Raw genomic sequence first — 23296 nt, 5'->3', positions numbered from 1 at the left:
CGCTTTTTTGTCGCCTTCAACCGATTAAATCAGCTTCAGCGAAATCCAGTACAGACCGCCAGACAGCAGGATGGACGCCGGGAGGGTAAACACCCAGGCCATCAGAATGTTGGTCACGGTTTTACGCTGCAAACCGCCGCCGTCAACAATCATGGTACCTGCCACGGAAGAGGAGAGTACGTGGGTTGTTGATACCGGCATACCGGTGTAGCTTGCCAGACCGATAGAAACCGCCGCCGTCATCTGCGCGGACATACCCTGCGCATAGGTCATGCCTTTCTTACCGATCTTCTCGCCGATGGTGGTCGCCACACGACGCCAGCCAATCATCGTACCGATACCCAGCGCCAGCGCGACGGCCATGATGATCCAGATTGGCGCGTACTCAATGGTGTTGAGCATATCGCCTTTCAGTTTCTTCAGCAGACGTTTGTCGTCAGCAGTCACCTCTGGCAGCTTCGCGACTTTATCGGTCACGTCGGAGATGCAGAGCATGATGCGACGCAGCTGTCCGCGCTGTTCAACAGCCAGTTTGTCGTAGCTTTCGATATCGGCCAGCATGCCCTTCGCACGTTCCAGCGCGTTAATCGCGTTTGCCGGGTGGCAATGGAACTCGCCCGGTGCAGTCAGTGCGCCAGAGTCAGGAGAAGGGATAAGCTGGTCTACGCCGGTTGCTTTCTTCAGCAGATCCGGGTGCTGCTGGAAGTACGTTTCAACGTTGTTCACCGCATCACGGGTACGGGTGATCTCGTAGCCAGAGGCATTCATGTTAACCACGAATCCCGCCGGTGCGACGCCAATCAGAACCAGCATCACCAGACCAATCCCTTTCTGACCGTCGTTAGCACCGTGAGAGAAGGCAACGCCGATGGCGGAAACGATCAGAGCGATACGCGTCCAGAACGGCGGCTTTTTCTTGCCGTCTTTCTTTTCACGCTCTGCTGGCGTGAGGTGGATGCGCGCGCGTTTCTTCGTGTTGCTCCAGTAGCGGCGCAGAATGAAAATTAATCCACCCGCAACGACCAGACCCACGATAGGGGAGATGATGAGAGAGCCAAAAATGCCCAGCACTTTAGGCAGGTTCAGCGCATCAACAACCGATGTGCCGGTCATCAGGGCGTTGGTTAACCCGATACCGATAATCGCGCCGATAAGGGTGTGAGAACTGGATGCAGGCAGGCCGAAATACCAGGTACCGAGGTTCCAGATAATGGCGGCAAGCAGCATTGAGAACACCATGGCAAGGCCATGACCAGAACTAACGTTAAGCAGCAGATCCGTTGGCAGCATATGCACGATCGCATACGCAACGCTCAGTCCGCCCAGGAGGACACCAAAAAAGTTAAATACCGCCGCCATAACAACCGCAAGCTGCGATCGCATTGCGCGAGTGTAGATAACCGTTGCGACTGCGTTTGCGGTGTCGTGGAAGCCGTTGATCGCTTCGTAAAACAACACAAAAACCAGAGCAAGCAATAATAAAAGCCCGGTATGTAAATCCAGGCCGGCAAACAAATGTAGCATAGGACGTTACGCCATTTTGAGGACATGAACGCGGCGCATTATCCAGGACAAATGCGCAACGGGCAAAGTGAAATATAGACTTTTTTTGACATACCACCTGATTTGAGAAATGTGCCTGAAAGGATAATCTTTAAATATCAATGGAATGGCTTTGTAATATCTTTTTACGCTGGTGCGACCACTGAGGAAACTTTACAATCCGCGGCAGTTAACGAAGAGGATTTTGACGTGGAAAGGTTTGATGCCGTAGTAATTGGCGCCGGTGCGGCGGGTATGTTTTGTGCGGCAATGGCCGGACAGGCGGGTCGTCGCGTGCTGCTGCTGGATAACGGAAAAAAGCCTGGCCGTAAGATCGTCATGTCCGGCGGCGGGCGGTGTAACTTCACCAACCTTTATGTCGAGCCGGCGGCCTATCTGAGCCAGAACCGCCATTTTTGTAAATCTGCGCTGGCGCGATACACCCAGTGGGATTTCATTGAACTGGTGGGTAAACACGGCATCGCCTGGCATGAGAAGACGCTGGGACAGCTGTTCTGCGATGACTCCGCCCAGCAGATTGTCGATATGCTGGTGGCCGAGTGCGAGAAAGGCGGGGTGGTCATGCGCCTGCGCACGGAAGTGCTCGGGGTCGCGCGCGACGAGCAGGGGTACACGCTGCAGCTCAACGGCGAAACCGTCAGCGCCGATAATCTGGTGATCGCCAGCGGCGGCCTCTCGATGCCGGGGCTCGGCGCCTCGCCGTTTGGCTACAAAATCGCCGAGCAGTTTGGCCTGAAGGTGCTGCCAACCCGCGCCGGGCTAGTGCCGTTCACGCTGCATAAGCCGCTGCTTGAGCAGCTTCAGACGCTTTCCGGCGTGTCGGTTCCGTCGGTCATCACTGCCGAAGACGGTACGGTATTCCGCGAAAACCTGCTCTTTACCCATCGCGGCCTCTCGGGGCCGGCGGTGTTGCAGATCTCCAGCTACTGGCAGCCGGGAGAGTTCGTCACCGTGAACCTGATACCGGATTGCGATCTGGACGCGTTCTTTAACGAACAGCGCGCCGCGCACCCGAATCAGAGCCTGAAAAATACCCTGGCGATGCAGCTGCCGAAGCGTCTTGTGGAGTGTCTGCAGGCGTTAGGGCAGATCCCGGACGTGTCGCTTAAGCAGCTGAACAGCCGCGAGCAGGAAACGCTGGTGGAAACGCTGACGAACTGGCGCGTGCAGCCAAACGGCACCGAGGGCTACCGCACGGCGGAAGTAACGCTGGGCGGCGTTGACACGAATGAGCTTTCCTCGCGCACGATGGAAGCCCGCAACGTGCCGGGCCTCTATTTTATTGGCGAAGTGATGGACGTAACCGGCTGGCTCGGCGGGTATAACTTCCAGTGGGCGTGGGCCAGTGCCTGGGCATGCGCGCAGGCACTCGCTGAAAAGAAAGGTTAATATTTATTTTTAGCGTGCCGCGTTGCTGGCGGTTCCACGCTTTTTTTATTGTCTGCATGGTGTTTGTATCTAAAAAAGGGTTGTCTATGTCTGCTGCTCATCTCGGTTTCCCGACGGAAACCGTTGTTGTCTTTGTGGTGATGGCCGTTGGGGCGATGTTTATCGACCTCTTCATGCACCGTCACGATAAACCGATCTCGCTGAAAAGCGCGGCCATGTGGTCCATCTTCTGGGTCATGATGGCCATGGCGTTTGCCGGCTTCTTATACGTGCACCACGGCGCGGAGATGGCGAGCCTGTTCCTCACCGGCTATGCGCTGGAAGAGGTTCTCTCCGTCGACAACCTGTTCGTGATGATGGCGATCTTCGCCTGGTTCGGCGTGCCGGATAAGTATCGCCACCGCGTGCTCTACTGGGGCGTGCTGGGGGCGATCGTGTTCCGCGGTATTTTTGTTGCTATCGGCACCAGCCTGCTGAGCCTGGGGCCATACGTTGAGGTCATTTTTGCGCTGGTCGTTGGCTGGACGGCGGTGATGATGCTGAGGCGCAATGAAGAGAGCGACGAGGTGGAAGATTACTCCGGTCACCTGGCGTACCGCCTGGTAAAACGCTTCTATCCGGTCTGGCCAAAAATCAGCAGCCATGCGTTTATCCTGACCCAGAAAGAGGTGGATGCCGAACTGGAGAAGCCTGAAAACAAGGATGTGATGGTAGGCCGCGTGAAGAAGGCGAAGCGCTACGCGACGCCGCTGCTGCTCTGCGTCGCGGTGGTGGAGCTGTCCGACGTCATGTTCGCGTTTGACTCCGTCCCCGCGATCATTGCCGTCAGCCGCGAGCCGCTGATTATCTACAGCGCAATGATGTTCGCGATCCTCGGCCTGCGTACCCTCTACTTCGTGCTGGAGGCGCTTAAGCAGTATCTGGTGCATCTGGAGAAAGCGGTAGTGCTGCTGCTGTTCTTCGTGGCGTTCAAGCTGGGGCTAAATGCCACCGACCACTTCTGGCATCACGGTTACAGCATTGGCGCAACGGCCAGCCTGTTCGTGGTATTAGGCGTGCTGGCGCTGGGGATTATTGCGAGCGTGATGTTCCCGGCGAAACGTGAAGCCTGATGTACCGCCCGGTGGCGCTTCGCTTACCGGGCCTACGATTTGGTTTTCTCCCTCTCCCTGTGGGAGAGGGCCGGGGTGAGGGTAAAAGACCGCGCTTACCCCTTAATCGGTGAGTTCCGGCGCTTGCGCGGATGATGGAAGTGCCGCCAGTGCGGATCCTGCGCCGCCGCCAGCAACTCGTGGTCGCCTCGCGTGTCGCCCCAGGCGCGCAGGTGATACGCGTTCAGGTCGCCATACACCTTCTCCAGCCTCGCCACTTTCTGCGCGCAGCGGCAGTTGTTGCCGGTGATCCGCCCGGTCAGCTTGCCGTCTTTCACCTCCAGCTGCGTGCCAATCAGCTTAATGCCGAGCCTGTCGGCCCACGGCTGTAATACCAGCGCCGGGGAGGCGGAGCAAATCGTCACTTCCGCACCGGAGTTGACTTCGTTAGCCACGGCCATAACGCCTTCCGGGCGCATCAGCTTGCTCCAGTATTTTTCACAAAAGGCCTCTGCCTGCTGGCGTAACCAGTGCTCATCCACCCCCGTCAGGAAGGTTTTAATCAGCACCTCTTTCAGCTCATCACGCGTCAGCTTGCGGCGCACGCAGTGCAGCGTGGGCAGGGCCATCCGCACCAGGCGGCCCGCAAAGTAGCGCTTGCCAAAGGCAAAGCGCAGGAAGGGAATAAAGCTGTCGTGGTGCGTCAACGTACCATCAAAGTCAAAGACAGAGAGCACGCTGGATCTGGCCACGGCTTCGTCGGCAATCATATTGGTCATAAATACGTCTTAGCTTAAATACACATTCTGTTCACTAGTTTACCTGCTTTATCTTCACAGTCCTTATATCAGTCCTCATTTTTTCTCTAACCTGTGACTGACGGGTCAAACTATGTCATCCACTACGCCACCGTCGACGCGCAGCGCCGCGCCGGAGGTAGCGGAGGCCTGCACTGAACAGACATACACCACCATATTGGCCACTTCTTCAACCGTCGCGGCGCGCTGAATAACCGAGCTGGGGCGGTTCGCCATCACAAACGCGTTCGCCAGCTGTTCCAGCGATTTACCGGTTCTCTCCATCTCGTCTTTCATCATCGCGGCGAAGCCGTCCGACATTGTCGGCCCGGGCAGCACGCTGTTCACGGTAACGCCGCTGCCGGCCACGAACTTCGCCAGCCCGCGCGCCAGGGAGAGCTGCGCGGTCTTCGTTACGCCATAATGGATCATGTCCGCAGGAATATTGCAGGCCGATTCTGACGAGATGAACACCACGCGGCCCCAGCCTTTTTGCACCATGCCCGGCAGCAGGGCGCGGGAGAGCCGCACGCCGGACATCACGTTGGTTTGCCAGTAGCGTTCCCAGGTATCGTCGTCGGTGGAGTAAAAATCCTGCTGACCATAAATCCCGGCGTTATTGACCAGAATATCGACCTGCGAGGCGACCCTGAGCAATTCGTCTACGCCTTCCGGCGAGCTGAGATCGGCGACGGCGGCACGAACCTGTACGCCTGGCACCACCTGCTGCAGCGCCTGAATGCCCTTATTTACCGAGTCGATGCTGCGCCCGTTCACAATCACTTCCGCACCGCTTTCCGCCAGCCCGCGGGCGATGGCGAAGCCAATCCCGCCGGTTGATGCGGTCACCAGCGCCGCTTTCCCCGTTAAATCGATTTTCATCGTTCGCTCCTTGTTGTCTTAACCTTCAGACCTTAAAGCGTAGCAGTTGACGATGACGGCTCCTGCTTAAAAAGGCGCAACAACGTCTCAACCTGCTCGTCCAGCGGGCTAAGGGAGCGCTTAACGATGAGGTGAAGCGGCGTGGCGCGTCGAACGCCGTGGCTGAGGGGCAGGGTTTTGAGTATGCCTTGCTGAAGCTGGGGCTGAATGCGTTCTTCCGGTAGCCAGCCGTACCCAACCTGATACATCACCGCCTCGATCGCGGCATCTATGGTGGAAAAGGTCCACGACTCGCCGCCCGGGCGAACGGCGGGCTGGCTGTCTGCGATCTGAATGCGTGGCCACGGCCGCAGCGTCTCGTCATTTAGCGGCGTGTCCAGCGCAAAAAGCGGGTGCGCATGATGCGCGACGGCGATAAAATCAATGTTCATTAGCCATTCACCCAGCCCGGTAATGTCCTGGCGGCGGGTTAAGACCATCACGTCGGCTTCATCATTGAGCGCATCCTCCCGGCTGTTTTCCAGCACCTCGGTGAGCCGCACCTGCGTTTGCGGATACCGCTGCTGGAACTGGCGCAAAATCGCAAACAGCCGGCCGCGCGGAAAAATACTGTCTACCATCAGATCGATACGGGTTCGCATACCGCTGCGCAGGGTGGCGGCGCGCGTCTCAACGTAGGCGAAGGCTTTCAGCAGCGGCTTCACCTGATTCAGCAACAGTTCTCCCGCCGGGGTCAGCACCGCCCGCCTGCCTTCAGTCATTAACAGCGCCACGCCAAGCCGCTCCTGCAAAAGCGACAGGTTATAGCTGACCGAGGACTGGCTGCGGTGCGTCTCCTCCGCAGCTCTGGCAAAGCTGCCAGCCTCAACTACTCTCTCCAGCAGGGCCCATTGTTCCAGCGTCGTCTTATGCATGATCAATCTAAATTTTGGATGAATTTGATTCAAACATAGCGTTATTCATTCATTTTTTGAAGGGGTACGATAGCCTCATCAAAACAAAGGAGACATCTTATGAGCACCTTCGACAAACATGACTTAAGCGGCTTCGTCGGCAAACATCTGGTTTATACCTACGATAATGGCTGGAACTACGAAATTTACGTCAAAAACGAGAATACCCTCGACTACCGTATTCACAGCGGTCTGGTGGGCAACCGTTGGGTGAAAGATCAGCAGGCGTACATCGTTCGCGTCGGGGAGAGCATCTATAAAATTTCCTGGACGGAGCCAACCGGTACCGACGTAAGCCTGATTGTGAACCTGGGCGACAGCCTGTTTCACGGCACCATCTTCTTCCCGCGCTGGGTCATGAACAATCCGGAAAAAACCGTCTGCTTCCAGAACGATCACATTCCGCTGATGAACAGCTACCGTGATGCCGGTCCGGCCTATCCGACGGAGGTGATTGATGAATTTGCGACGATTACCTTTGTACGCGACTGCGGCGCCAACGATGACAGCGTTATTGCGTGTGCCGCCAGCGAGCTGCCGGCAAACTTCCCTGAAAATTTAAAATAAGCTTCGCAACGCGTTAAATGCACATCGGCCATTGCGGTTTTACCGGAATGGCCGTTTTTTTATGCCGCAGAGGTACCGGAATAAGCGATTAATTCCGCCGTCAGGGTGAAGGGCGTGGGCGTGCAGACCGCAAGGCTCAGCGAGCCGACGCGTAGCTGGCTGACCGGCAGCGGCTGCGCGGTGCTGTCAATGCTGACAATCTGCCACGCGCTGCCGCCGCGCTGTTTGACGATGGCCTCTTTGCGCGTCCAGATGCGCCAGAAGGCGGAAAGCTGCTCTTCCGGCGCTTCACGCTCCAGCTCGGCATGTTCGGTAAGGCTGAAGACGGCATTCGCCAGCGCCTGCCAGTTCTCGCGCGGGCGGATCGCTTCAATATCGCAGCCAACTTCGCCTTCGTCGCTCAGCAGCAGGGCAATGTCGTCCCCGCTGTGGCTCAGGTTAAACCACAGCGGATGGCCGCTAGCGAAGGCCGGTTTTCCCTGCTCGCCGTAGATTATCTCGGGGAGAGGCGAGGGGGATAAGGTTCTGGCGAGCAGCGTCCGGCCTGCAAGCCAGGAAGCGCGTCGTGCACCCTGAGGTGCCCTGTCTGCGAGCGTTGACGCCAGCGGGTCCGCGCTAAGGGTGGAGATCTTTCCCAGTACAAACTGGTACATAGTTACGCCCAGCGTTTGATGATTATCGAGGTATTGATGCCGCCAAAGGCAAAGTTATTGCTCTGTATAAATTCGCAGTCAATCGGGCGGGCTTCCCCCATAATATAATCTAAAGCGCCACATTGCTCATCCGGTTGTCTTAAATTGAGCGTCGGCGTGAACCAGCCCTCCCGCATCATGTGCAGGCTCAGCAGGGCTTCCAGCGCTCCGCAGGCGCCCAGAGTATGGCCGAAGTAGCTCTTTAAGGATGAAATGGGCACCCCGTCGCCGAAAATGGCGGCGGTCGCCTGGCTCTCGGCGATATCCCCGCGGTCGGTCGCCGTGCCGTGGGCAGAAATGTAGCCGATGTCCTGAGGCTGTAGACCGGCCATCGCCAGCGACTGCTCCATACACACCTGCATGGTTTCACGCTGGGGCTGAGTGATGTGCGCCGCATCGCAGTTGGTGGCAAAGCCCACGATCTCGCCATAAATTGTCGCCCCGCGCGCGGTGGCGTGCTCCAGCTCTTCCAGAATTAAGGTGCCAGCCCCTTCGCCAATCACCAGGCCGTCGCGCTGAACGTCAAACGGCGACGGCGTGGTTTTCGGCGCGTCGTTACGCTGGCTGGTGGCAAACAGGGTATCGAAAACCGCCGCTTCCGAGGGGCACAGCTCTTCCGCGCCGCCCGCCACCATCACCGTCTGGTATCCGTGACGAATCGCTTCCCAGGCGTAGCCAATCGCCTGGCTGCCGGAGGTGCAGGCGCTCGACGTTGGGATCACCCGTCCGCGCAGGCCAAAGAACAGCCCGGTGTTGACCGCAGTGGTGTGCGGCATCATCTGCACGTAGGTGGTGCCGGTGATGTTATGGGTGTGCTTTTCCGTGAGCATGGAGGCAAACTCGCTGACCGGCCCGGTGCTGCCCGTCGACGAGCCGTAGGCGATCCCGGTCTGACCGTTGGTGAGCACCGCGTCGTCGATCAGGCCCGCCTGCTCCAGCGCCAGTTCGGTGGCGCGGGTTGAAAGCAGCGACACGCGGCCCATGGCGCGAATGCGCTTGCGGGTGTAGTGAGCGGGGAGGGTGAAGCCTTCAATCGGCGCGGCGAGCAGGGTTTGCAGGCCGTCATACGCCTGCCACTCCGTCATGGTGCGCACCGCATTTTCATACCCGCGCAGGCGGCGCGAAATGGTCGGCCAGTCCTCGCCAAACGCGGTAACGCCGCCCGTGCCCGTAATCACTACCCGGCGGGTCATAGCATGCCTCCGTTAATCGAAATCACCTGGCGCGTCACGTAGCCTGCCTTATCCGACATCAGGTAGCTCGCCAGCCCGGCCACCTCCTCGGCCTGGCCCATGCGCTGCATGGGTATCATCGACATCGCCGCGTTCAGCGCGGCCTCGTCCATCTCGATCATGCCGGTATCAATCAGCCCCGGCGCGATGCAGTTGACGGTGATTTTGCGTTTCGCCAGCTCGGTGGCGAGCGCTTTGGTGGCCCCGATAATCCCGGCTTTGGCCGCGCTGTAGTTCACCTGCCCACGGTTGCCCATAATGCCTGACACCGACGACAGGGTGACGATCCGCCCGCCCCTGCGAGTGCCAATCATCGGCATAATGCAGGGGTGGATGACGTTATAAAAACTGTCGAGATTGGTGTGGATCACGCGGTCCCAGTCATCCTCGCTGAGCGTCGGAAACGCGCCGTCGCGGGTAATGCCGGCGTTACTTACCACGCCATAAAACGCGCCGCGATCGGCGATCTCCTGCTCCAGCACCGTGCGGCACTGCTCGCGGTTGCCCACGTCGAACGTGAGTAAACGGCCCGCGCCGCCCGCCCGGACAATCGCATCCAGCGTCTCCTGCGCGCCCGCCTCATCACGATGGTAGTGCACGCCGACGGTAAAACCGTCCGCCGCAAGCTGAAGGGCGATGGCGCGGCCAATGCCTTTGCTGGCCCCGGTGACCAGTACGGATCGACTCAGACTCATGATGGTGTTCCCTGGTTGAAAAGTGTGGTTAATTCATCCTCGCTCGGCTGGAAGGTATTCACGCGGCCCGTGGCGAGGGGCACGCCGTCGCACTGAACGGCGCACTCGAAGCTGCCGAAGCGTTCATCCTGCATCAGGCGTTCGATGGTGACGTTCAGCGTGCTGCCTGCGGCAAAATGCCCCGCGCCGCACGCCAGCTCGCGCGCGCCCAGCACCATACCCAGCGCACAGTGCGGCAGCCCTTTTTGCATCCGGTGCCACTCAGACCAGACGCCCACGGTCTGGGCCATCAGCTCCAGCGCAAACCAGCCGGGCAGGTCGCCATTAGCGTTCAGAAAGGGCGCAAGGACGCCCTGCCCGTTTACCGTCACGCGGCAGACGGCGCTGTCGTCGGTGACGCTTTCAACGGTTTCGAGCAGCATCATCGGCGCGTCGTGAGGAAGATAATCGCCTGGCGGTAAATAGCGCATCACACTCTCCCCAGCAGAAGGCTGGCGTTATTGCCGCCAAACGCGAACGAGTTCGACAGGATCGTCGGCTTTTTCAGCGGCGCGCTGTGGTGCAGCAAGCCGCAGGCGGGGAGCGTGTCGTCCGGCGCGTAGCGGGAAAAATCCTGCGGCGGCAGCGGCAGGCCGCGGGTCAGGATCAGCCAGCTCAGGGCGGCCTCCGTGACCCCGGCGGCGCCCAGCGTGTGGCCGGTTAGGTGTTTCGTCGAGCTGCACGGCACGCGTTCGCCAAAGAGGTCGTGGATCGCCTGCGCCTCGATCCGATCGTTCAGCGGCGTGGCGGTGCCGTGCAGGTTGATATAGCCTACGTCCTCCGCCGTGATGCCCGCCTCGTTCAGCGCCTGGTTGATGGCGCGGATCGCCCCTTCACCCTGCGGATGCGGGGCGGAAATATGGTACGCATCGCTGGATTCTCCCGCGCCCAGAAGCGCAATTTCTCCCGGCTCGCGGGTCAGCACCATGAGCGCCGCCGCTTCACCAATGGTGATCCCCCGACGGTCGCGGCCAAACGGCTCGCACAGGGTCGGCGAAAGTGACTCCAGGCTGTTGAAGCCGTTAACCGGCATGCGGCTCAGGCTGTCTGCCCCGCCGACGATGGCGACGTCCACCAGCCCGGCGTCGATCAGGCGACGCCCGCTGATAATCGCCCGCGCGCTGGAGGAGCAGGCCGTCGAGATGGTATACGCCGGGCCGTCCAGCTCAAGCCAGCTGGCGAGAAAGCGCGACGGATCGCCGAGCTCCTGCTGCGGATATTGCCACTGCGGGCTGCGCTCGCCGCTCCGGGAGAGGCGCACGTTTTCATCGCCCTCGTCCAGCCCGGAGGTGCTGGTGCCCAGCACCACCGCCACGCGGTCGCGTCCTGCGCGGTTAATGGCCGCCTCAACCGCGGGCCGGATTTGCGCCAGCGCCGCCAGCAGCAGCTGGTTGTTGCGGCTGCGATGGGCGGAAAAACGCTCGGGTATCAGCGGAAGTTCACCCTCAACGCCTCCCAGCACGGCCTCCGGTAAGCCCTGTAGCCAGCCCGCGCGCGGACGCATCCCGGGCGCCACGCCTGCGTTCAGGTTTGCCGCTATTTCATCAGCCGAGTTGCCCAGGGCGTTGACCATGCCAACCGCAGAAAGGTAAATCATCTCAGTCACCCAGATATTGAATGGTGATGTGGTAGTTAAAAACGTGCTGCACAATGCTGACCGGCTCGCGTTTGCCGCTGCGGTTCAGGTAAACAATCTCCGTAACCAGTTTGCCGTCGGGGTTGCGCAGTTCGCGTCTGGCGTCAGTATCGTTCAGCGTCCAGCCTTTCGGCAACTGCGGCTGCCAGGCGCGGAGCGGCCAGTGGCTAAGCATCACATCGGCCAGTACCTGGCTGGCTGGCGGCAGCTGCGGCATCACAACCGACTGCTCGGTGTGGATCCCGGTCTCGTCGTAGGTGGCGAGGAACAGGCGGATCCCGACGGAGGAGAGGCCGGCAAGCGTTACTTTATGTTCGTCTGCGTTCAGCATTACCAGCAGCGACTGGGTTTGACCCTTAAAGCTGCCGGTCAGAAGCTGCTGCGAACGAATCGCCGGGGTGATGCCCGGCGGCGGTAGCGTGACGCGGGTGCCCGGCTGTAGCCAGGCCTGAGGGCGCGCGTCATCGCGGTTCGTCGTATGGCTACATCCCGCCAGCAGCAGGGCCATCACGACCGTCGCCAGGCGAATAAAACGGGTCATGGTGTGTTCTCTTTGTTAGCGGGCATCGCCAGCGGAGCGAGCAGGAACGCGGTAAAGATACCGCTCACCAGCACAATGCCAAAACTGCTGATGGCCTGGGTGGTGCTGAACACCAGCATCCCCAGCGTCAGCAGGGTAGTCATCATGGCAAGGGTAATTGCCAGCATGGAGGTCAGCGGCGTACCGCGCGGGTTGCTGAAAAACAGCGTGTAGTTGATGCCAATGCCCAGAACCAGCACCAGCGCCAGCAGGGAAAACAGGTTCACCGGGTGGCCAGCCACGGCCAGCGCCGCCAGCCCGCCGCCCAGCGACAGCACGGACGGCACCAGGGCCACCAGCCCTTTTCGCCAGCCGAGACGCACCACCGCGCCGCAGGCAATCACCGCCAGCGCCACGCACAGCAGCCCCGTCAGCAGCGCGCGGTAGAGCGCAAACAGGCTGTCGAAGCTGGCCTTACGGTCGACCCAGACGACCCCTGCATGGCGGGCGGCCAGCTCGCCGAGTGCGGCGCTGTCTCTGACGCCGTCGACCGGAACCAGCACGCCGCTTTTACCGTCCGGCAGCGTCAGCCACAGCAGTCGCCAGCCCTCGCTGGCGGGGCTCGCGAGCCACGCCTCCACGCTGACGGGCATGGCGTTCAGATTCGGTTTCACGGCGTTCATCCCCGCGCTTTGCAGCATGTTCGTTACCGTCGGCGCGGCGCCGCGCAGCAGATGCAGATCGCTCTCCTGGCGCGTCAGCGAGTTCAGCGGCAGGGTGCGCCAGCGGGAAAACTCGCCGGCTTTTTGCGCCTGCGCCAGCGCCGGGGTAAACGCCTCCAGCCGCTCCAGCGTTTGCTGAGCCGACGCGCCGTACACCACAAACCACTTCTGATCGACGTTCTGCCCGGTCAGGACGGTGATGGCTTTTTCCTGGGCCAGTATGTCCTGCGGCAGCGCCTGAAGCTGGGCGATATCGTCATCAACCTGCAGGCTGGCGATCCCGATGGCGGAGAGCAGCGCCAGCGCCACCGGCAGCCCGACGGAGAGGGCTTTACCGTTGCGCCAGGCGTTCAGCCAGCGCTGCATCACCCCGCTCAGGGGAACCGGGCGAACCGGCATTCCCCGGCACAGCCACGGATGCCAGAAAATCACCGTCAGGCACGAGGCGCTCAGCCCTGCGGCGGCGAACACCGCCATCTGCCGAATGCCTGGGAAGGGGGCCAGCATCATGAAAAGATACGCCACGACGGTGGTCAGCAGCGCCAGCAGCAGCGCGTTACGCACTTTCTCCAGGCTCTGCCAGGGCGTCTGTATCGCGCCGTGCACCATCCGCTCCGTGAGGTAGTAAATCGTATAGTCCGCCGAGATACCGATGATGCTCATGCTCATCACCAGCGTCATCAGATGCAGCTCGCCGAACAGCAGGAGCGTCGCGACCGTGCCCGCCAGCGCGCCGATGGCAATTGAGAGCAGGCTCAGCAGCAGCGGGCGCACGGAGCGGAACACCGACACAATCAGCAGGATCGCGCCGAGCACCGTGGCGACGCCGAGCGTGGAAATATCCCGTTTGGCCTGCTGGCTGGCGTAATCGCTGTAGAACACCGTTCCGCGCGAAAGCAGCTGCGCCTGTGGATACCGGGCTTTCAGCGTCTGCTGCAACGCGTTAAGGGTGGTCACCAGCCGGTGGGTTTGCTGCATATCAAACGAGGAGCCCGCCAGCTCGCCGTGCAGCAGATACCAGTAGTTTCCGGCCTCATCTTTCGTCACCAGCCAGCCGTCCATCAGCTGCATCTTCTGGCTGTTCTTCGCCAGCGCGAGCTGCGCGCCGCGCGTCAGCATCAGCGGATCGTTTTGCAGCTCCCTGCCGCTCACGCCGGAAAAGGCGGAGTAAAGCTGCGACAGGATCCACCGGGCCTGCGCCTCTCCGCCGTTTTGCAGGCGGGCGCGGGTGGCCGGATCGATCAGACCATTGCGGTGCTGCCAGAAAAAATCCCCCCACGCCCGTTGCCCGGCGGCGTCCAGCGGGCCTTTTACCTCGCTGAGCGCCTGGCTGCGTTGCAGCAGAGTTAACCACTGCTGCGCCACGCGCGGGTCCGGCCGTTTGCCGGGGCTGACCAGCCAGACGAGCTGGCGGTCCAGGCGCTGCATAAACCCGTCGTTGAGGGCCGGAGGAACGGCCCCGAGCGTCTGTTTCGGCAGCATGGCGAGCACGCTGCTGTTCAGCCGCGCGCCGGGCAGCAGCGACAGCAGCACGACGAGCAGGATCAGGCATAACCCAGCCCACAGCAGCGCCGGGCGCAGAGGGTTACGGTGCGGCAAAGCGTTGGCGTTCTGCATCGGTCAGGCGAGCGGGCGTAAGCTGGTGGCGGGAAAGGGCGATATCCGTCGTGTCGCCCTGCCTGTCGTTCAGGCGAATAGACTCCAGATAGAGGGCACCCTGCAAATCAAGGGTGGCGAAAATCTTGTCCAGCGGTGTGGTGACTGGCGTCAGCACCAGCGACCAGCGGCCTTCCCCCCGATCCTGAAAATCGATGCGGAAGTTCTCTTCCAGTACCTTACGGTCGGCCTGGAACAGCGCCCGCAGCAGATGGTTGAACTGGAACATCTGCGGGTTATTGTCGGCGGTGATGGTCTGCGGCGGCTGGCCGCCGATCGCCTGCACCATCCGTTTGTCATCCAGCAGCAGCGTCATCGGGAACGGCGCCTGTTGATCCCACAGCAGGCCGTCGTCACGGGCGATCAGCATCTCCCCCCGCGAGCGCAGCGGCTGGGGCATGCCCTTGATGGTGCGGGTCTGTTCAAAGTGCGCGCGCACGACCGGCTGCTCCGCAAACCGCTGCTGCAGTTCATCCAGCGTCACCGCGCTGACCAGCGGGCTAAGCAGCAGGGCGATAAGAGGTATCCATTTCATGGCGCGATCCCCATGCGTTCGAACAGAATGGGCGGGCTGACAAAGCACATCTCCCGGCTTGCTTCATCCACCGCCACCTGAATGGTGTAGCCGGTGGTGGTGCGCTTCCCGGTTTGCGCGTCAACGATTTGATAGGCGATGCGCAGGCGGTTTTCATACTCTTCAATCCGGGCGCGAACGCGGATGCGCTGCTCGAAGGTCACCGCGTCGCGGTACTTCACGCGGGTATCCACCACGGGCCAGACGTAGCCCGAGGCTTTCATCTGGCGATAGCCGTAGTCAAACTGGTTGAGCAGCGCTTCGCGGGCAATCTCAAAGTAACGGAAGTAGTTGCCGTGCCACACCACGCCCATCATATCGACGTCGTGGAAGGGGACGGTGATTTCAACTTCAGCCGTAAAGCGGGGATCGGTCAGCACCCTTTACTCCTTCTCGTTGACCTCTGGCAGCCGCCAGAAATCGAAAAAATTAAACCAGTCGAGCGGCGACATGAGCGCGTAGTGCTCCAGCCGCTGCGCATAGCGGTCGACGGTCTGCTGTAGCGCCTGCTGGCGTTCGCCGCGCGGCAGCAGCAGCGGGTCGGCGAAGCGCTCGCAGTGCAGGGTCAGTTTTCCCTGCTGGCAGAGGGCAAAAATGAGCACCACCGGGCAGCGTAAGATGGACGCCAGGATAAACGGCCCCTGCGGGAACGGCGCGGGCTGGCCCAGGAACTCGCTCCAGATCACCCGCCAGCTGCCGCCGCGCTGCGGGGTAACGGCGATGCGATCGCCCACGATCGCCACCCATTCGCCGCGATCGAGCTTCTCTTTAATGAGGATGGCGGTATCCGGGCCAATGTCGGTGACCGGCATCAGGTGAATGCCCGCCTGCGGGGCCATCTCCTCCATCACCTGCTTAAACCGTCTGGCGTTATCGCTAAAGACCAGCGCGTTGATGGTTTTTGCGCCTTCACGCTGCGCCAGCGCCCGGCAGGCTTCCACGTCGCCAAGGTGCGATGCCAGCAGCAGTTTACCCTGAGGATCGTCGAGACCAAGCGCCTCCTGCGTTCCCGGCGCAAAGACCAGATCGCGATGCAGCTTCATTTCGCCGCGCCAGCTGGCCACCTTGTTGAGCATGGCATGACCGAAGCGCAGGAAGTGGGAAAAGCTGTTAAGCCGCGCGGGTTGCGGCATTTGCCGCTGCGCCATCACCCGCCTGACGCGCGCCAGCCACTGCCGGGACGCCTGACGCGCAGAGCGGGCGGTGAGCCAGTAGACGGCGGTCACCGGCCACAGCAGGACGGTAAACGCCTTTCGCCCCAGCAGCTGCCAGACGCGCAGCATCAGGCGCATGCCCCACAACCCTTTCACCTCCTGCTGCCGCGCCCAGTGCTGCGCGCGGCGACGCATCAGCAGCGCGGGCATGCGCGGCAGCATGCCGAGGAACAGGCGGGTATGCATCAGCGAGATGCGCGCGTTGTCTCTCAGGGCATCGAAATGGGATATCCCGTCCGGCGGGTAGGTCACGCGGGTAGGCAGAAAATAGCTGGCGTTGCCCTGCCAGTAGAGTCGCACCATCACCTCGGTGTCAAAATCCATCCGCTTACCGAGCGGCACCTCTGCCGCAAGGCGCAGTACCGGTGCGACAGGGTAAACGCGAAAACCGCACATGCTGTCTTTCAGCTGCAGGGAGAGGGTCTCGATCCAGACCCAGACGTGCGTGATCCAGCGTCCGTACAGGCGCGAGCGGGGAATCGAATCATCGTAAACGGGCTGCCCGGAAATTAACGCCTCCGGGTGGCGTTCGGCCAGCGCCAGCAGTTTGGGGATGTCTTCGATAGCGTGCTGGCCGTCAGCGTCCACCTGAACGGCGTGGGTGAAGCCGCGCGCTGCGCAGGCTTCCAGACCCTGCATCACCGCCGCGCCCTTACCGCGGTTTTCTGGCAGACGCAGCAGCGTCACCTGAGGTCGCTCCGCCGCCAGCGCTTCAAGCGTGCGGCGGGTGGAGTCATCGCTGCCGTCGTCCACCACCAGGCAGGGCAGATCGAACGGCGCGAGGCGCGCCAGCACCGAGGGCATCGTCGCGCCGTGGTTGTAGCACGGGATCAGCACGCAGGGGCGGAAGGCTACTGGCATAAGCGAATTTTCCCGCTGCTGGCGGTAAGGCGCTCGCCGCCCGCATGGCGCTGATAGCTGAAGGTGAGCATCTGGCGTTCGGGCTGCCAGGCCAGGAGCAGCGACACCGTATTCTCAGGCAGCAGCGGGGCCGCGAACTTCACGTTCTGAATACTGTGAAAGCGATAGCCCGGCGCCAGCGCGGCGGCGTAGTGCATCACCCAGTCGAGCTGCGCCACGCCGGGAAGCAGCGGCTGTACGGCGAAATGCCCCCTGAACCAGACCAGGCCGGGGTCGAGATAGAGCGTTATCTCCAGATGCCCGGGCTCGGGCTGGCGGCGTTCGATCTCATGTATCTTCATGAAATAGCTCCTGTAGCTGCGCGGTCACGCGCTTGTTCATGCTGTTGACCGGAATTTCATCAACGATGCGCCAGCAGCGCGGTACGGCAACCGGTTCAAGCCAGGGACGAAGGGCGCGACGCCAGGCAGATTCCTGAACATTTTTACCCACTCTTTCTCTGTGCAGACGCGCCTCGTCGCTGAGCACCAGCAGCGCGCCAATGCCCTGACGCCCGCCGCGCGTGACCGCCAGCGCGGCGGCCTCGCGGATGCCGTCCAGCGCCAGCAGGCGGCGCTCGACTTCCTCGAGCGAAATACGCTTATCTTCAATTTTCACCACCCGCCCCCGACGCCCGGCGAGGCTGAACCGCCCGTAAGCCGTGAACTGCAGGATATCATCCAGCGCGATCCCCTCCGGCTCGTGGATCAGCGGCGACAAAACGCGGTCGCCGTGAAACGTCACGCCGGGGAAAGGCTCCCAGAGCGTGCTTTCCTCCTGACGGTAGCGCCAGGCCATAACCCCCGTTTCCGTGCTGCCGTAAATCTCGTCCGGCCAGACGCTGAGCCAGCCGTGAACCGCGGCAATATCCCGCCAGGGCAGCACGCCGCCGGCGGAGAGAAGCAGGTCGACGGGCGGCGGCGTCAGCGACGGGTCAAGCCGCCTGAGGAACGCCGGGCTGCTGATGAAAAGATAGCGTTTATCGTCGGGCAGGGCAGAGAGCTGTTCGGCATAGCTGAGCAGGCTGGCGTGCAGCGGCAGGCCGAGCGCCATCGGCAGGACGACCCGAAACGTCAGGCCGTAGAGGTGGTGCAGAACCACGGAAGCCACGACGTGACGGCCCGCCAGGCGATCGCCAAAATGGTTCGCCAGCAGGCGGGCTTCGCGATCCAGGCTGACCACCGGCTTACTCACCCGCTGCGGCGTGCCGGTCGAGCCGGAGGTGTAAAGCTCAATCACGCGCGTTTCGTCGATATCGGGCAGCGGTGAAAAGGCGCGGTCCGTCCGCGTTGCCCAAGTCACCCGCAGCTGTCGCCCCTGAACGTCAAGCGCGGTATCGCTCAGGATGCCGCTGAACAGCGCCCGCTGCTCATCAAGCTGCGCGCCGCGGGCGTGGCCGGGAAGAACGGGCGTTTTGCCCGCGTGCAGCGTCGCCAGCAGCGCGACAATAAACAGATAGCCGTCCTCAACGCACAGCGCCCAGCGATCGCCGCCTTCATGACGCAGCGCGTCGACCAGGTGCGTGACGTCGTGGCGCAGGTCGCCGAGCGTCCAGCGGCGCTCCCCGCGCCAGGCAACGGGCGTATCGTCAGGACGAGGCGCGTTGAGCCACTGGCCCAGCGGAAGAGGATTAATCATCGTTTTTCATCACCCGTTGCCGCACCAGCCACTCGCAGATCGCCAGCGTGCCCATCAGGAGATACGCAATCATCCCGTTCCACAGCGTCCACAGGCGGATATCGCCGTGCAGCACGGTAAACAGCGCAATCGCCCCGTTGATAATAAAAAAGCCGCACCAAACCTGAGTCACCCGGCGCGTGTAACGTACCCCGGCGGGGGAGAGATCCGGTTCACGCAGGCGCGCCAGCCGTTCGACGACAGGCATTGACGTCCACAGCGAGCCGCCAAACGCCGCCAGCATGACCAGATTCACCGCCACCGGATAATACAGTACCCACCGATGCGCGTGCAGGACATAGCTCGCGGCGCAAAGCACGATGCCCACGAGCGCTACGCTCACGAGGGTATAGCGCAGGGGACCGTCCTGCCGGCGGGCCTGGCAGACGCGCAACAGCAGCACCAGCGCCATCACGGGCAGGATGCCGTGCAGACTATTATTCGCCAGACCGAAGCCGATCAAAAACGGCCATGCCAGCAGCATCAGCCCCGTCAGGACGGGAAGTACCGGAATCGAACGCACGTTACGCGTCGCGCTGAAGCTGTTCCACAACGTCCACGACGTCCTGCACCGTGCGCACCGCTTTGAAGGTTTCAGGCTTGATTTTATGGCCCGTTTTCTTTTGCAGGTGCACCACCATATCAACGGCATCGATGCTGTCGAGATCCAGATCTTCGTAAAGCCGTGCCTCTGGCGTAATATCCTCCGGCGCGACTTCAAACAGCGTAATAAGAAGCGCAGAGACTTCCTGATAAATCGTTTTTTGTTCTGTCATAGCGGGTCATTCTCAGGCGCGTTGTTGATGGATAAAAGCAGCGAGCGTGGCAACGGAATAGAAGTGCTGACGCATCTCGTCGCTTTCGGCAGAAAGCACTACGCCGTACTGATTTTTCACCGCCAGCCCCAGCTCAAGGGCGTCGATTGAGTCCAGACCCAGCCCGTCGCCAAACAGCGCGGCGTCTGTATCAATATCCTCTGGGGTAAGTTCTTCCAGATTCAGCGTAGAGATAATGAGATTCTTAATTTCAAGATAGAGCGCTTGCATCTTTCGTTCCTGACAAAGATTGAAGACCGGTTGTTAACTGATGCTGCATATGCCGGTTTAACTGCCTTGCCGCCAGCGCGGGCTCGTGCTGGCTCGCATCATAAAAATCATGAATGTTGATGCGTTCGCGAACATCCACGGTGAAAACAGGTTTGTTGGGCGGAACGTTATACCAGCTGCTCTGTTTATCCAGCATTCGTTCGCTACAGTGGATAATAACCACGCGCACGGCGCTGTTGCAGCGAACGGCGATATTCGCCGCCCCGCGTTGCAGGGTAATCCCTTCTCCCACCCGGGTGCGGGTGCCTTCCGGGAAGATGAGCAGCGTGTCGCCCTGGGCCAGACGCTGCTGGCTGGCGGAAAGCAGCGCGTCTGCTTCGCTGTTAATCAGATAATCGGCCGCGCGGATCGCGCCGCTGACGAACGGGTTACGCCGCAATGCGCTTTTCACCAGACAGTCGGTTTCGTTCATCACCGAAGCCAGCAGGACGTAGTCCAGCAGCGAAGGGTGATTCGCAATCACCAGGCAGCCGCGCTCGGCGCGCAGCGCGTCCAGGTTCGTGAAGCGGTAATCCAGCACCCCCACCCCGCGTACCACCGCGAGGAACAGGCGAAAGCTGGCGGAGATGCTGCGGCGTGCCAGACGGCGGCGCCTCGTGCGGTCGCGCTGGAAAATCAGCAGCAGGTTAAACCACACCAGCGACAGCATCAGCCCGCCGAAGCCGAACAGCGCGAAGCAGAATCCGGTCATCAGCACGCGCCATAGCCGTTCGAGGCGAGTAAGCAGCCCGCTCACCGGCGCGTCCATTGCCACTCAAGGCGCTCGCCGGGCAGCGTGAAGCGTTGGTCGTCGCTCAGATAATGGCGCAGGAACTGAAGGCTTTGCGGCAGCGCGGGCTCTTCACCTGCGCTTTTACCGTGCGTTTCACAGCTGAGCGCCTCTCCGGCTTCAATCACCAGCGCCAGCGCGTAGGGCCAGACGGGCATCTGGGGCGGCAGCCCGGCGTGGTAAAACGCGGGCAGCAGGCCGTCGAAATCCACCAGCAGCACGCGGGAGTAGCCCGCATGCAGCAGGCTCAGCACCTCGTATAAGCTCTGCTGAAAAGTATCCATACCGGCGGACACCGACGACGAGACGATCGGCTGGCGGGCAGCGATGGTCAAATTGCCAACCGCCGAGTTGTGGACCGACATCGCAAAATCGGTAGGTGAAACGGGCTCCTCTGCCGCCAGCGCTTCCAGAATGCGGTAATTGCGTTCCAGTTCGCCATGACGGCTGGCGTAGACGACGGCGTCGATGCGGTGTTTGCGAAGCATGGCCAGGCCAAGATCGACGGCCTGCCTGCTGCCCGGGTTAAGGCGGCGGGCGGTCATCATCGGCAGATCGGTCAGTTTCGCCAGCGGCGCAGCGGGATCGATGGCGTCAGACCGGCGTGACCACGCCTGCCATGCGTCGGCATCGCTGAGTCCCGGCGCTCGTGCCTGCCAGTCGATAATGGTGAGTGTAAATTTCATCTGCGCGCGTCCGCGATAAACCTGTTTCGTTGTCTTTTTGTTCGCCAGCGCGATTTGCTGCGCACATCCTACAATGTTGTCGGCGCGCTGGCGAATAAACGTCACTTTTAACCCTTTGCACCCGGTTATCCCGGCAAACGGCTTTTTGGCCGACCCGGCCCCAGCAGAATGGCGAGTTTACTGCCTCCTTTGGTGGTTTCCATCCAGATTTTACAGACGCTGGTAAGCGGCACGGAGAGCAGCATGCCCACCGGCCCCAGCAGCCATCCCCAGATCAGCAACGATAAGAACACCACCATCGTTGACATGCCCAGGCGGTGGCCCATCATGCGCGGTTCGAGAATGTTGCCCAGCACCATATGCACGACGAGGAACAGCGCCCCCACCAGCATGCACTCATAAAATCCGTTAAACAGGAACGCCTGGATCATCGGCGGGACGGCGGAGAGCACCGCGCCGATATTGGGCACGTAGTTCAGTAAAAACGCCAGTACGCCCCACATCAGCGCGAACTGCACGTCCAGCAATACCAGCCCCAGCCAGACAATTACGCCGGTCCACAGGCTAAGCAGGGTTTTCAGCGCCAGATATTTAGAGACGCCCTTCAGCGCGCGGTGTAAACCGGCAATATGGATCTGCGGATTGTTCAGGGCAAAACGCAGCTTATACGGCACGTGGCGCACTTCGAACAGCATAAACACCACCGTCATCACCAGCAGCAGAATGCTGGCCATCGCCCCGGAAAGCCCCGTCATCAGGGTCGTGGCGTAGGTCATCACCTTCTCGGAATCCATCCGGCGCAGCATCCGTTCCGGTGAAATATGCAGGTTTACGAACGGCAACATTCGCTGGAGATCGACCAGCTTGCGCGTCAGCTCTTTATTGTATTGCGGCAGCATGGTGGAAAATTCGCTCAGCGAGGCGGCGAGCACGCCGAACAGCGCCGTCAGGACAACCAGCATCACCATCACCACGATGGTGATAGCGACCGGGCGGCTGATGCCGCGGCGTAAAAACCATGTCACCAGCGGGTTGAGGACGATAGCGAAAAACAGCGCCAGCAGCAGCTGGACAATGATATCCGCCGCCGCGTGGATACCCGCAAGGATAACCACCAGGCAGGCGAGTTTTAATAAAATATGGAGTCCGGCTTTATCGGGCGGGCTGGCAGTCATAAGAATTCCTTTTTCCGGGGGGGCCTGCTAATTGTAGTGCGCCGGAGTTGCTTCGTCTGGAGCGTTAGTCTGAAAGTCGCGGCAAAAAAATGGCCCCCGGCGCAAGCGACGGAGGCCACGTCATCCTGGTGAAGCGTTACTGGATCACGAGGGTGTTAATGATGTTTTCAGCGGTGGTCTGCGCTTTCTGCTGATCGTCTGCCGGCAGGGTGATCTGCATGGTCAGCAGTTTATTATCGACCTTGCCAAGCACGACGGAGGAGTACGCGGTCTGGCCTTTGGCAGAGATAATGCTGTCCAGCTGCTGCAGCGTGTGGCCTTTCAGTTCAACGGACTTGTTGGTTACCACCTGGAGCTGCGGGTCGCGGCTGCGCTGCTGATCTTCAAGACGTTTGGACAGCACGCCCAGATCTTCGCTGGTATCGTCACCGACAATCACGATCACCGCTTTTTGGCCGGTGGCATCGGAATAGACGTGCATGTTGTTTGCCTGGGTGCCCAGCTTACCGCTCTGGTCGGTCATGTCTGCGGGCAGAGAGAAACTGAGTTTGCCATCCATCAGGCTCACCGGCTGACCGGTGGCGTTGCTTTCTGCTGACGCGCCCTGAGCAGGCGTTTTGGTGTCGCTGTTATCACAGGCTGCAAGGCCAACTACCAGCAGGCCAATCCCGACATATTTAACCAGATTGCGCATTGACTTCTTCCTTTCGATAAACGGCCATAGCGGCTCATTCGTTCATCTTATCACAACTGATAAAGCG

At 60.9% G+C, this 23296-nt stretch carries 26 protein-coding genes; 3 read left to right on the top strand and 23 right to left on the bottom strand.

The annotated features are described in order from the left end of the window. Nucleotides 1–24 precede the first annotated feature (24 nt). A complete protein-coding gene (pitA, locus tag MOQ06_RS16870; protein ID WP_148420513.1) occupies nucleotides 25–1524 on the bottom strand; it encodes an inorganic phosphate transporter PitA in 1500 nt (499 codons plus the stop codon). 228 nt (nucleotides 1525–1752) lie between these two features. Here pitA and MOQ06_RS16865 point away from each other — a divergent pair, with 228 nt between their 5' ends. Both MOQ06_RS16865 and MOQ06_RS16860 read left to right on the top strand, forming a co-directional pair. Continuing rightward, on the top strand, nucleotides 1753–2952 hold the full coding sequence (locus MOQ06_RS16865) for an NAD(P)/FAD-dependent oxidoreductase (RefSeq protein ID WP_242174059.1): 1200 nt from the start codon (nucleotides 1753–1755) through the stop codon (nucleotides 2950–2952). Between the two features lie 86 nt (nucleotides 2953–3038). Further along, nucleotides 3039–4064, top strand: a complete 1026-nt coding sequence (locus MOQ06_RS16860) for a TerC/Alx family metal homeostasis membrane protein (protein WP_242174057.1) — start codon at nucleotides 3039–3041, stop codon at nucleotides 4062–4064. A 95-nt stretch (nucleotides 4065–4159) separates the two neighbouring features. On the opposite strand, the gene MOQ06_RS16855 is transcribed toward MOQ06_RS16860, so the two are convergent. From MOQ06_RS16855 to MOQ06_RS16845, 3 genes are all read right to left on the bottom strand, one after another. Further along, nucleotides 4160–4822 carry an HAD family hydrolase gene (locus tag MOQ06_RS16855; RefSeq protein ID WP_242174054.1) on the bottom strand — a complete coding sequence of 221 codons (663 nt, stop codon included), beginning with the start codon at nucleotides 4820–4822 and terminating at the stop codon, nucleotides 4160–4162. A gap of 105 nt (nucleotides 4823–4927) precedes the next feature. Then, nucleotides 4928–5722 (bottom strand): SDR family NAD(P)-dependent oxidoreductase, encoded by a 795-nt coding sequence (locus tag MOQ06_RS16850; RefSeq protein ID WP_193355790.1) that lies wholly within the window; start codon nucleotides 5720–5722, stop codon nucleotides 4928–4930. A gap of 32 nt (nucleotides 5723–5754) precedes the next feature. Further along, entirely contained in the window at nucleotides 5755–6636 is an 882-nt protein-coding gene (locus tag MOQ06_RS16845; protein ID WP_242174051.1) for a LysR family transcriptional regulator, read from the bottom strand. A gap of 99 nt (nucleotides 6637–6735) precedes the next feature. Between MOQ06_RS16845 and MOQ06_RS16840 the strand changes: the two genes are divergently transcribed. Then, nucleotides 6736–7242 (top strand): phenolic acid decarboxylase, encoded by a 507-nt coding sequence (locus MOQ06_RS16840; protein WP_148387039.1) that lies wholly within the window; start codon nucleotides 6736–6738, stop codon nucleotides 7240–7242. Between the two features lie 59 nt (nucleotides 7243–7301). Here MOQ06_RS16840 and acpT read toward each other — a convergent pair whose 3' ends face one another. From acpT to MOQ06_RS16745, 19 genes are all read right to left on the bottom strand, one after another. Beyond that, nucleotides 7302–7895 carry a 4'-phosphopantetheinyl transferase AcpT gene (gene acpT / locus MOQ06_RS16835; RefSeq protein WP_148420522.1) on the bottom strand — a complete coding sequence of 198 codons (594 nt, stop codon included), beginning with the start codon at nucleotides 7893–7895 and terminating at the stop codon, nucleotides 7302–7304. Nucleotides 7896–7897: 2 nt separating this feature from the next. Then, nucleotides 7898–9127: a beta-ketoacyl-ACP synthase gene (locus MOQ06_RS16830; RefSeq protein WP_176609267.1), complete on the bottom strand. Its 1230-nt coding sequence runs from the start codon at nucleotides 9125–9127 to the stop codon at nucleotides 7898–7900. Beyond that, entirely contained in the window at nucleotides 9124–9855 is a 732-nt protein-coding gene (locus MOQ06_RS16825) for a 3-ketoacyl-ACP reductase FabG2 (RefSeq protein ID WP_242174449.1), read from the bottom strand. The genes MOQ06_RS16830 and MOQ06_RS16825 overlap by 4 nt, the downstream gene beginning before the upstream one ends. 2 nt (nucleotides 9856–9857) lie before the next feature. Further along, the gene (locus MOQ06_RS16820) at nucleotides 9858–10331 is read right to left on the bottom strand and encodes a 3-hydroxy-fatty acyl-ACP dehydratase (RefSeq protein ID WP_242174049.1); all 474 of its coding nucleotides are present in this window, start codon (nucleotides 10329–10331) and stop codon (nucleotides 9858–9860) included. Further along, a complete protein-coding gene (locus tag MOQ06_RS16815; RefSeq protein WP_242174047.1) occupies nucleotides 10331–11497 on the bottom strand; it encodes a beta-ketoacyl-[acyl-carrier-protein] synthase family protein in 1167 nt (388 codons plus the stop codon). The genes MOQ06_RS16820 and MOQ06_RS16815 overlap by 1 nt, the downstream gene beginning before the upstream one ends. 1 nt (nucleotide 11498) lies before the next feature. Further along, complete coding sequence (locus tag MOQ06_RS16810; protein ID WP_193355794.1) at nucleotides 11499–12077, bottom strand: DUF3261 domain-containing protein; 579 nt, start codon at nucleotides 12075–12077, stop codon at nucleotides 11499–11501. Next, the gene (locus MOQ06_RS16805) at nucleotides 12074–14395 is read right to left on the bottom strand and encodes an MMPL family transporter (RefSeq protein WP_242174046.1); all 2322 of its coding nucleotides are present in this window, start codon (nucleotides 14393–14395) and stop codon (nucleotides 12074–12076) included. The genes MOQ06_RS16810 and MOQ06_RS16805 overlap by 4 nt, the downstream gene beginning before the upstream one ends. Further along, nucleotides 14364–14969 carry an outer membrane lipoprotein carrier protein LolA gene (locus MOQ06_RS16800; RefSeq protein ID WP_148420528.1) on the bottom strand — a complete coding sequence of 202 codons (606 nt, stop codon included), beginning with the start codon at nucleotides 14967–14969 and terminating at the stop codon, nucleotides 14364–14366. Before MOQ06_RS16800 ends, MOQ06_RS16805 begins: the two co-directional genes overlap by 32 nt. Continuing rightward, complete coding sequence (locus MOQ06_RS16795) at nucleotides 14966–15388, bottom strand: thioesterase family protein (protein WP_242174044.1); 423 nt, start codon at nucleotides 15386–15388, stop codon at nucleotides 14966–14968. Before MOQ06_RS16795 ends, MOQ06_RS16800 begins: the two co-directional genes overlap by 4 nt. A 3-nt stretch (nucleotides 15389–15391) precedes the next feature. Then, nucleotides 15392–17083 carry a glycosyltransferase family 2 protein gene (locus MOQ06_RS16790; RefSeq protein ID WP_242174042.1) on the bottom strand — a complete coding sequence of 564 codons (1692 nt, stop codon included), beginning with the start codon at nucleotides 17081–17083 and terminating at the stop codon, nucleotides 15392–15394. Beyond that, entirely contained in the window at nucleotides 17074–17424 is a 351-nt protein-coding gene (locus MOQ06_RS16785) for a hydroxymyristoyl-ACP dehydratase (protein ID WP_242174040.1), read from the bottom strand. The genes MOQ06_RS16790 and MOQ06_RS16785 overlap by 10 nt, the downstream gene beginning before the upstream one ends. Further along, nucleotides 17411–18760 (bottom strand): AMP-binding protein, encoded by a 1350-nt coding sequence (locus MOQ06_RS16780; RefSeq protein ID WP_242174038.1) that lies wholly within the window; start codon nucleotides 18758–18760, stop codon nucleotides 17411–17413. The genes MOQ06_RS16785 and MOQ06_RS16780 overlap by 14 nt, the downstream gene beginning before the upstream one ends. Next, nucleotides 18753–19352, bottom strand: coding sequence for a hypothetical protein (locus tag MOQ06_RS16775; RefSeq protein ID WP_242174035.1), 600 nt, complete (start codon nucleotides 19350–19352; stop codon nucleotides 18753–18755). Before MOQ06_RS16775 ends, MOQ06_RS16780 begins: the two co-directional genes overlap by 8 nt. Further along, nucleotides 19324–19575: an acyl carrier protein gene (locus MOQ06_RS16770; protein WP_176609276.1), complete on the bottom strand. Its 252-nt coding sequence runs from the start codon at nucleotides 19573–19575 to the stop codon at nucleotides 19324–19326. Before MOQ06_RS16770 ends, MOQ06_RS16775 begins: the two co-directional genes overlap by 29 nt. A gap of 12 nt (nucleotides 19576–19587) precedes the next feature. Next, nucleotides 19588–19845 (bottom strand): phosphopantetheine-binding protein, encoded by a 258-nt coding sequence (locus MOQ06_RS16765; protein ID WP_003861263.1) that lies wholly within the window; start codon nucleotides 19843–19845, stop codon nucleotides 19588–19590. Then, nucleotides 19826–20653, bottom strand: a complete 828-nt coding sequence (locus MOQ06_RS16760; RefSeq protein ID WP_242174447.1) for a lysophospholipid acyltransferase family protein — start codon at nucleotides 20651–20653, stop codon at nucleotides 19826–19828. The genes MOQ06_RS16765 and MOQ06_RS16760 overlap by 20 nt, the downstream gene beginning before the upstream one ends. Continuing rightward, nucleotides 20638–21360, bottom strand: a complete 723-nt coding sequence (locus MOQ06_RS16755; protein ID WP_242174446.1) for a beta-ketoacyl synthase chain length factor — start codon at nucleotides 21358–21360, stop codon at nucleotides 20638–20640. The genes MOQ06_RS16760 and MOQ06_RS16755 overlap by 16 nt, the downstream gene beginning before the upstream one ends. A gap of 125 nt (nucleotides 21361–21485) precedes the next feature. After that, a complete protein-coding gene (locus MOQ06_RS16750; RefSeq protein WP_003861270.1) occupies nucleotides 21486–22535 on the bottom strand; it encodes an AI-2E family transporter in 1050 nt (349 codons plus the stop codon). 136 nt (nucleotides 22536–22671) lie between these two features. Continuing rightward, nucleotides 22672–23229 (bottom strand): DcrB family lipoprotein, encoded by a 558-nt coding sequence (locus MOQ06_RS16745; protein WP_148420537.1) that lies wholly within the window; start codon nucleotides 23227–23229, stop codon nucleotides 22672–22674. Between the last annotated feature and the right edge of the window lie 67 nt (nucleotides 23230–23296).

It is taken from the genome of Enterobacter sp. I4, assembly GCF_022669095.1.
Lineage (GTDB): Bacteria > Pseudomonadota > Gammaproteobacteria > Enterobacterales > Enterobacteriaceae > Enterobacter > Enterobacter pasteurii.
Note: the sequence above shows the minus strand (reverse complement) of the source record. Positions and strands in the feature narration are given on the sequence as shown.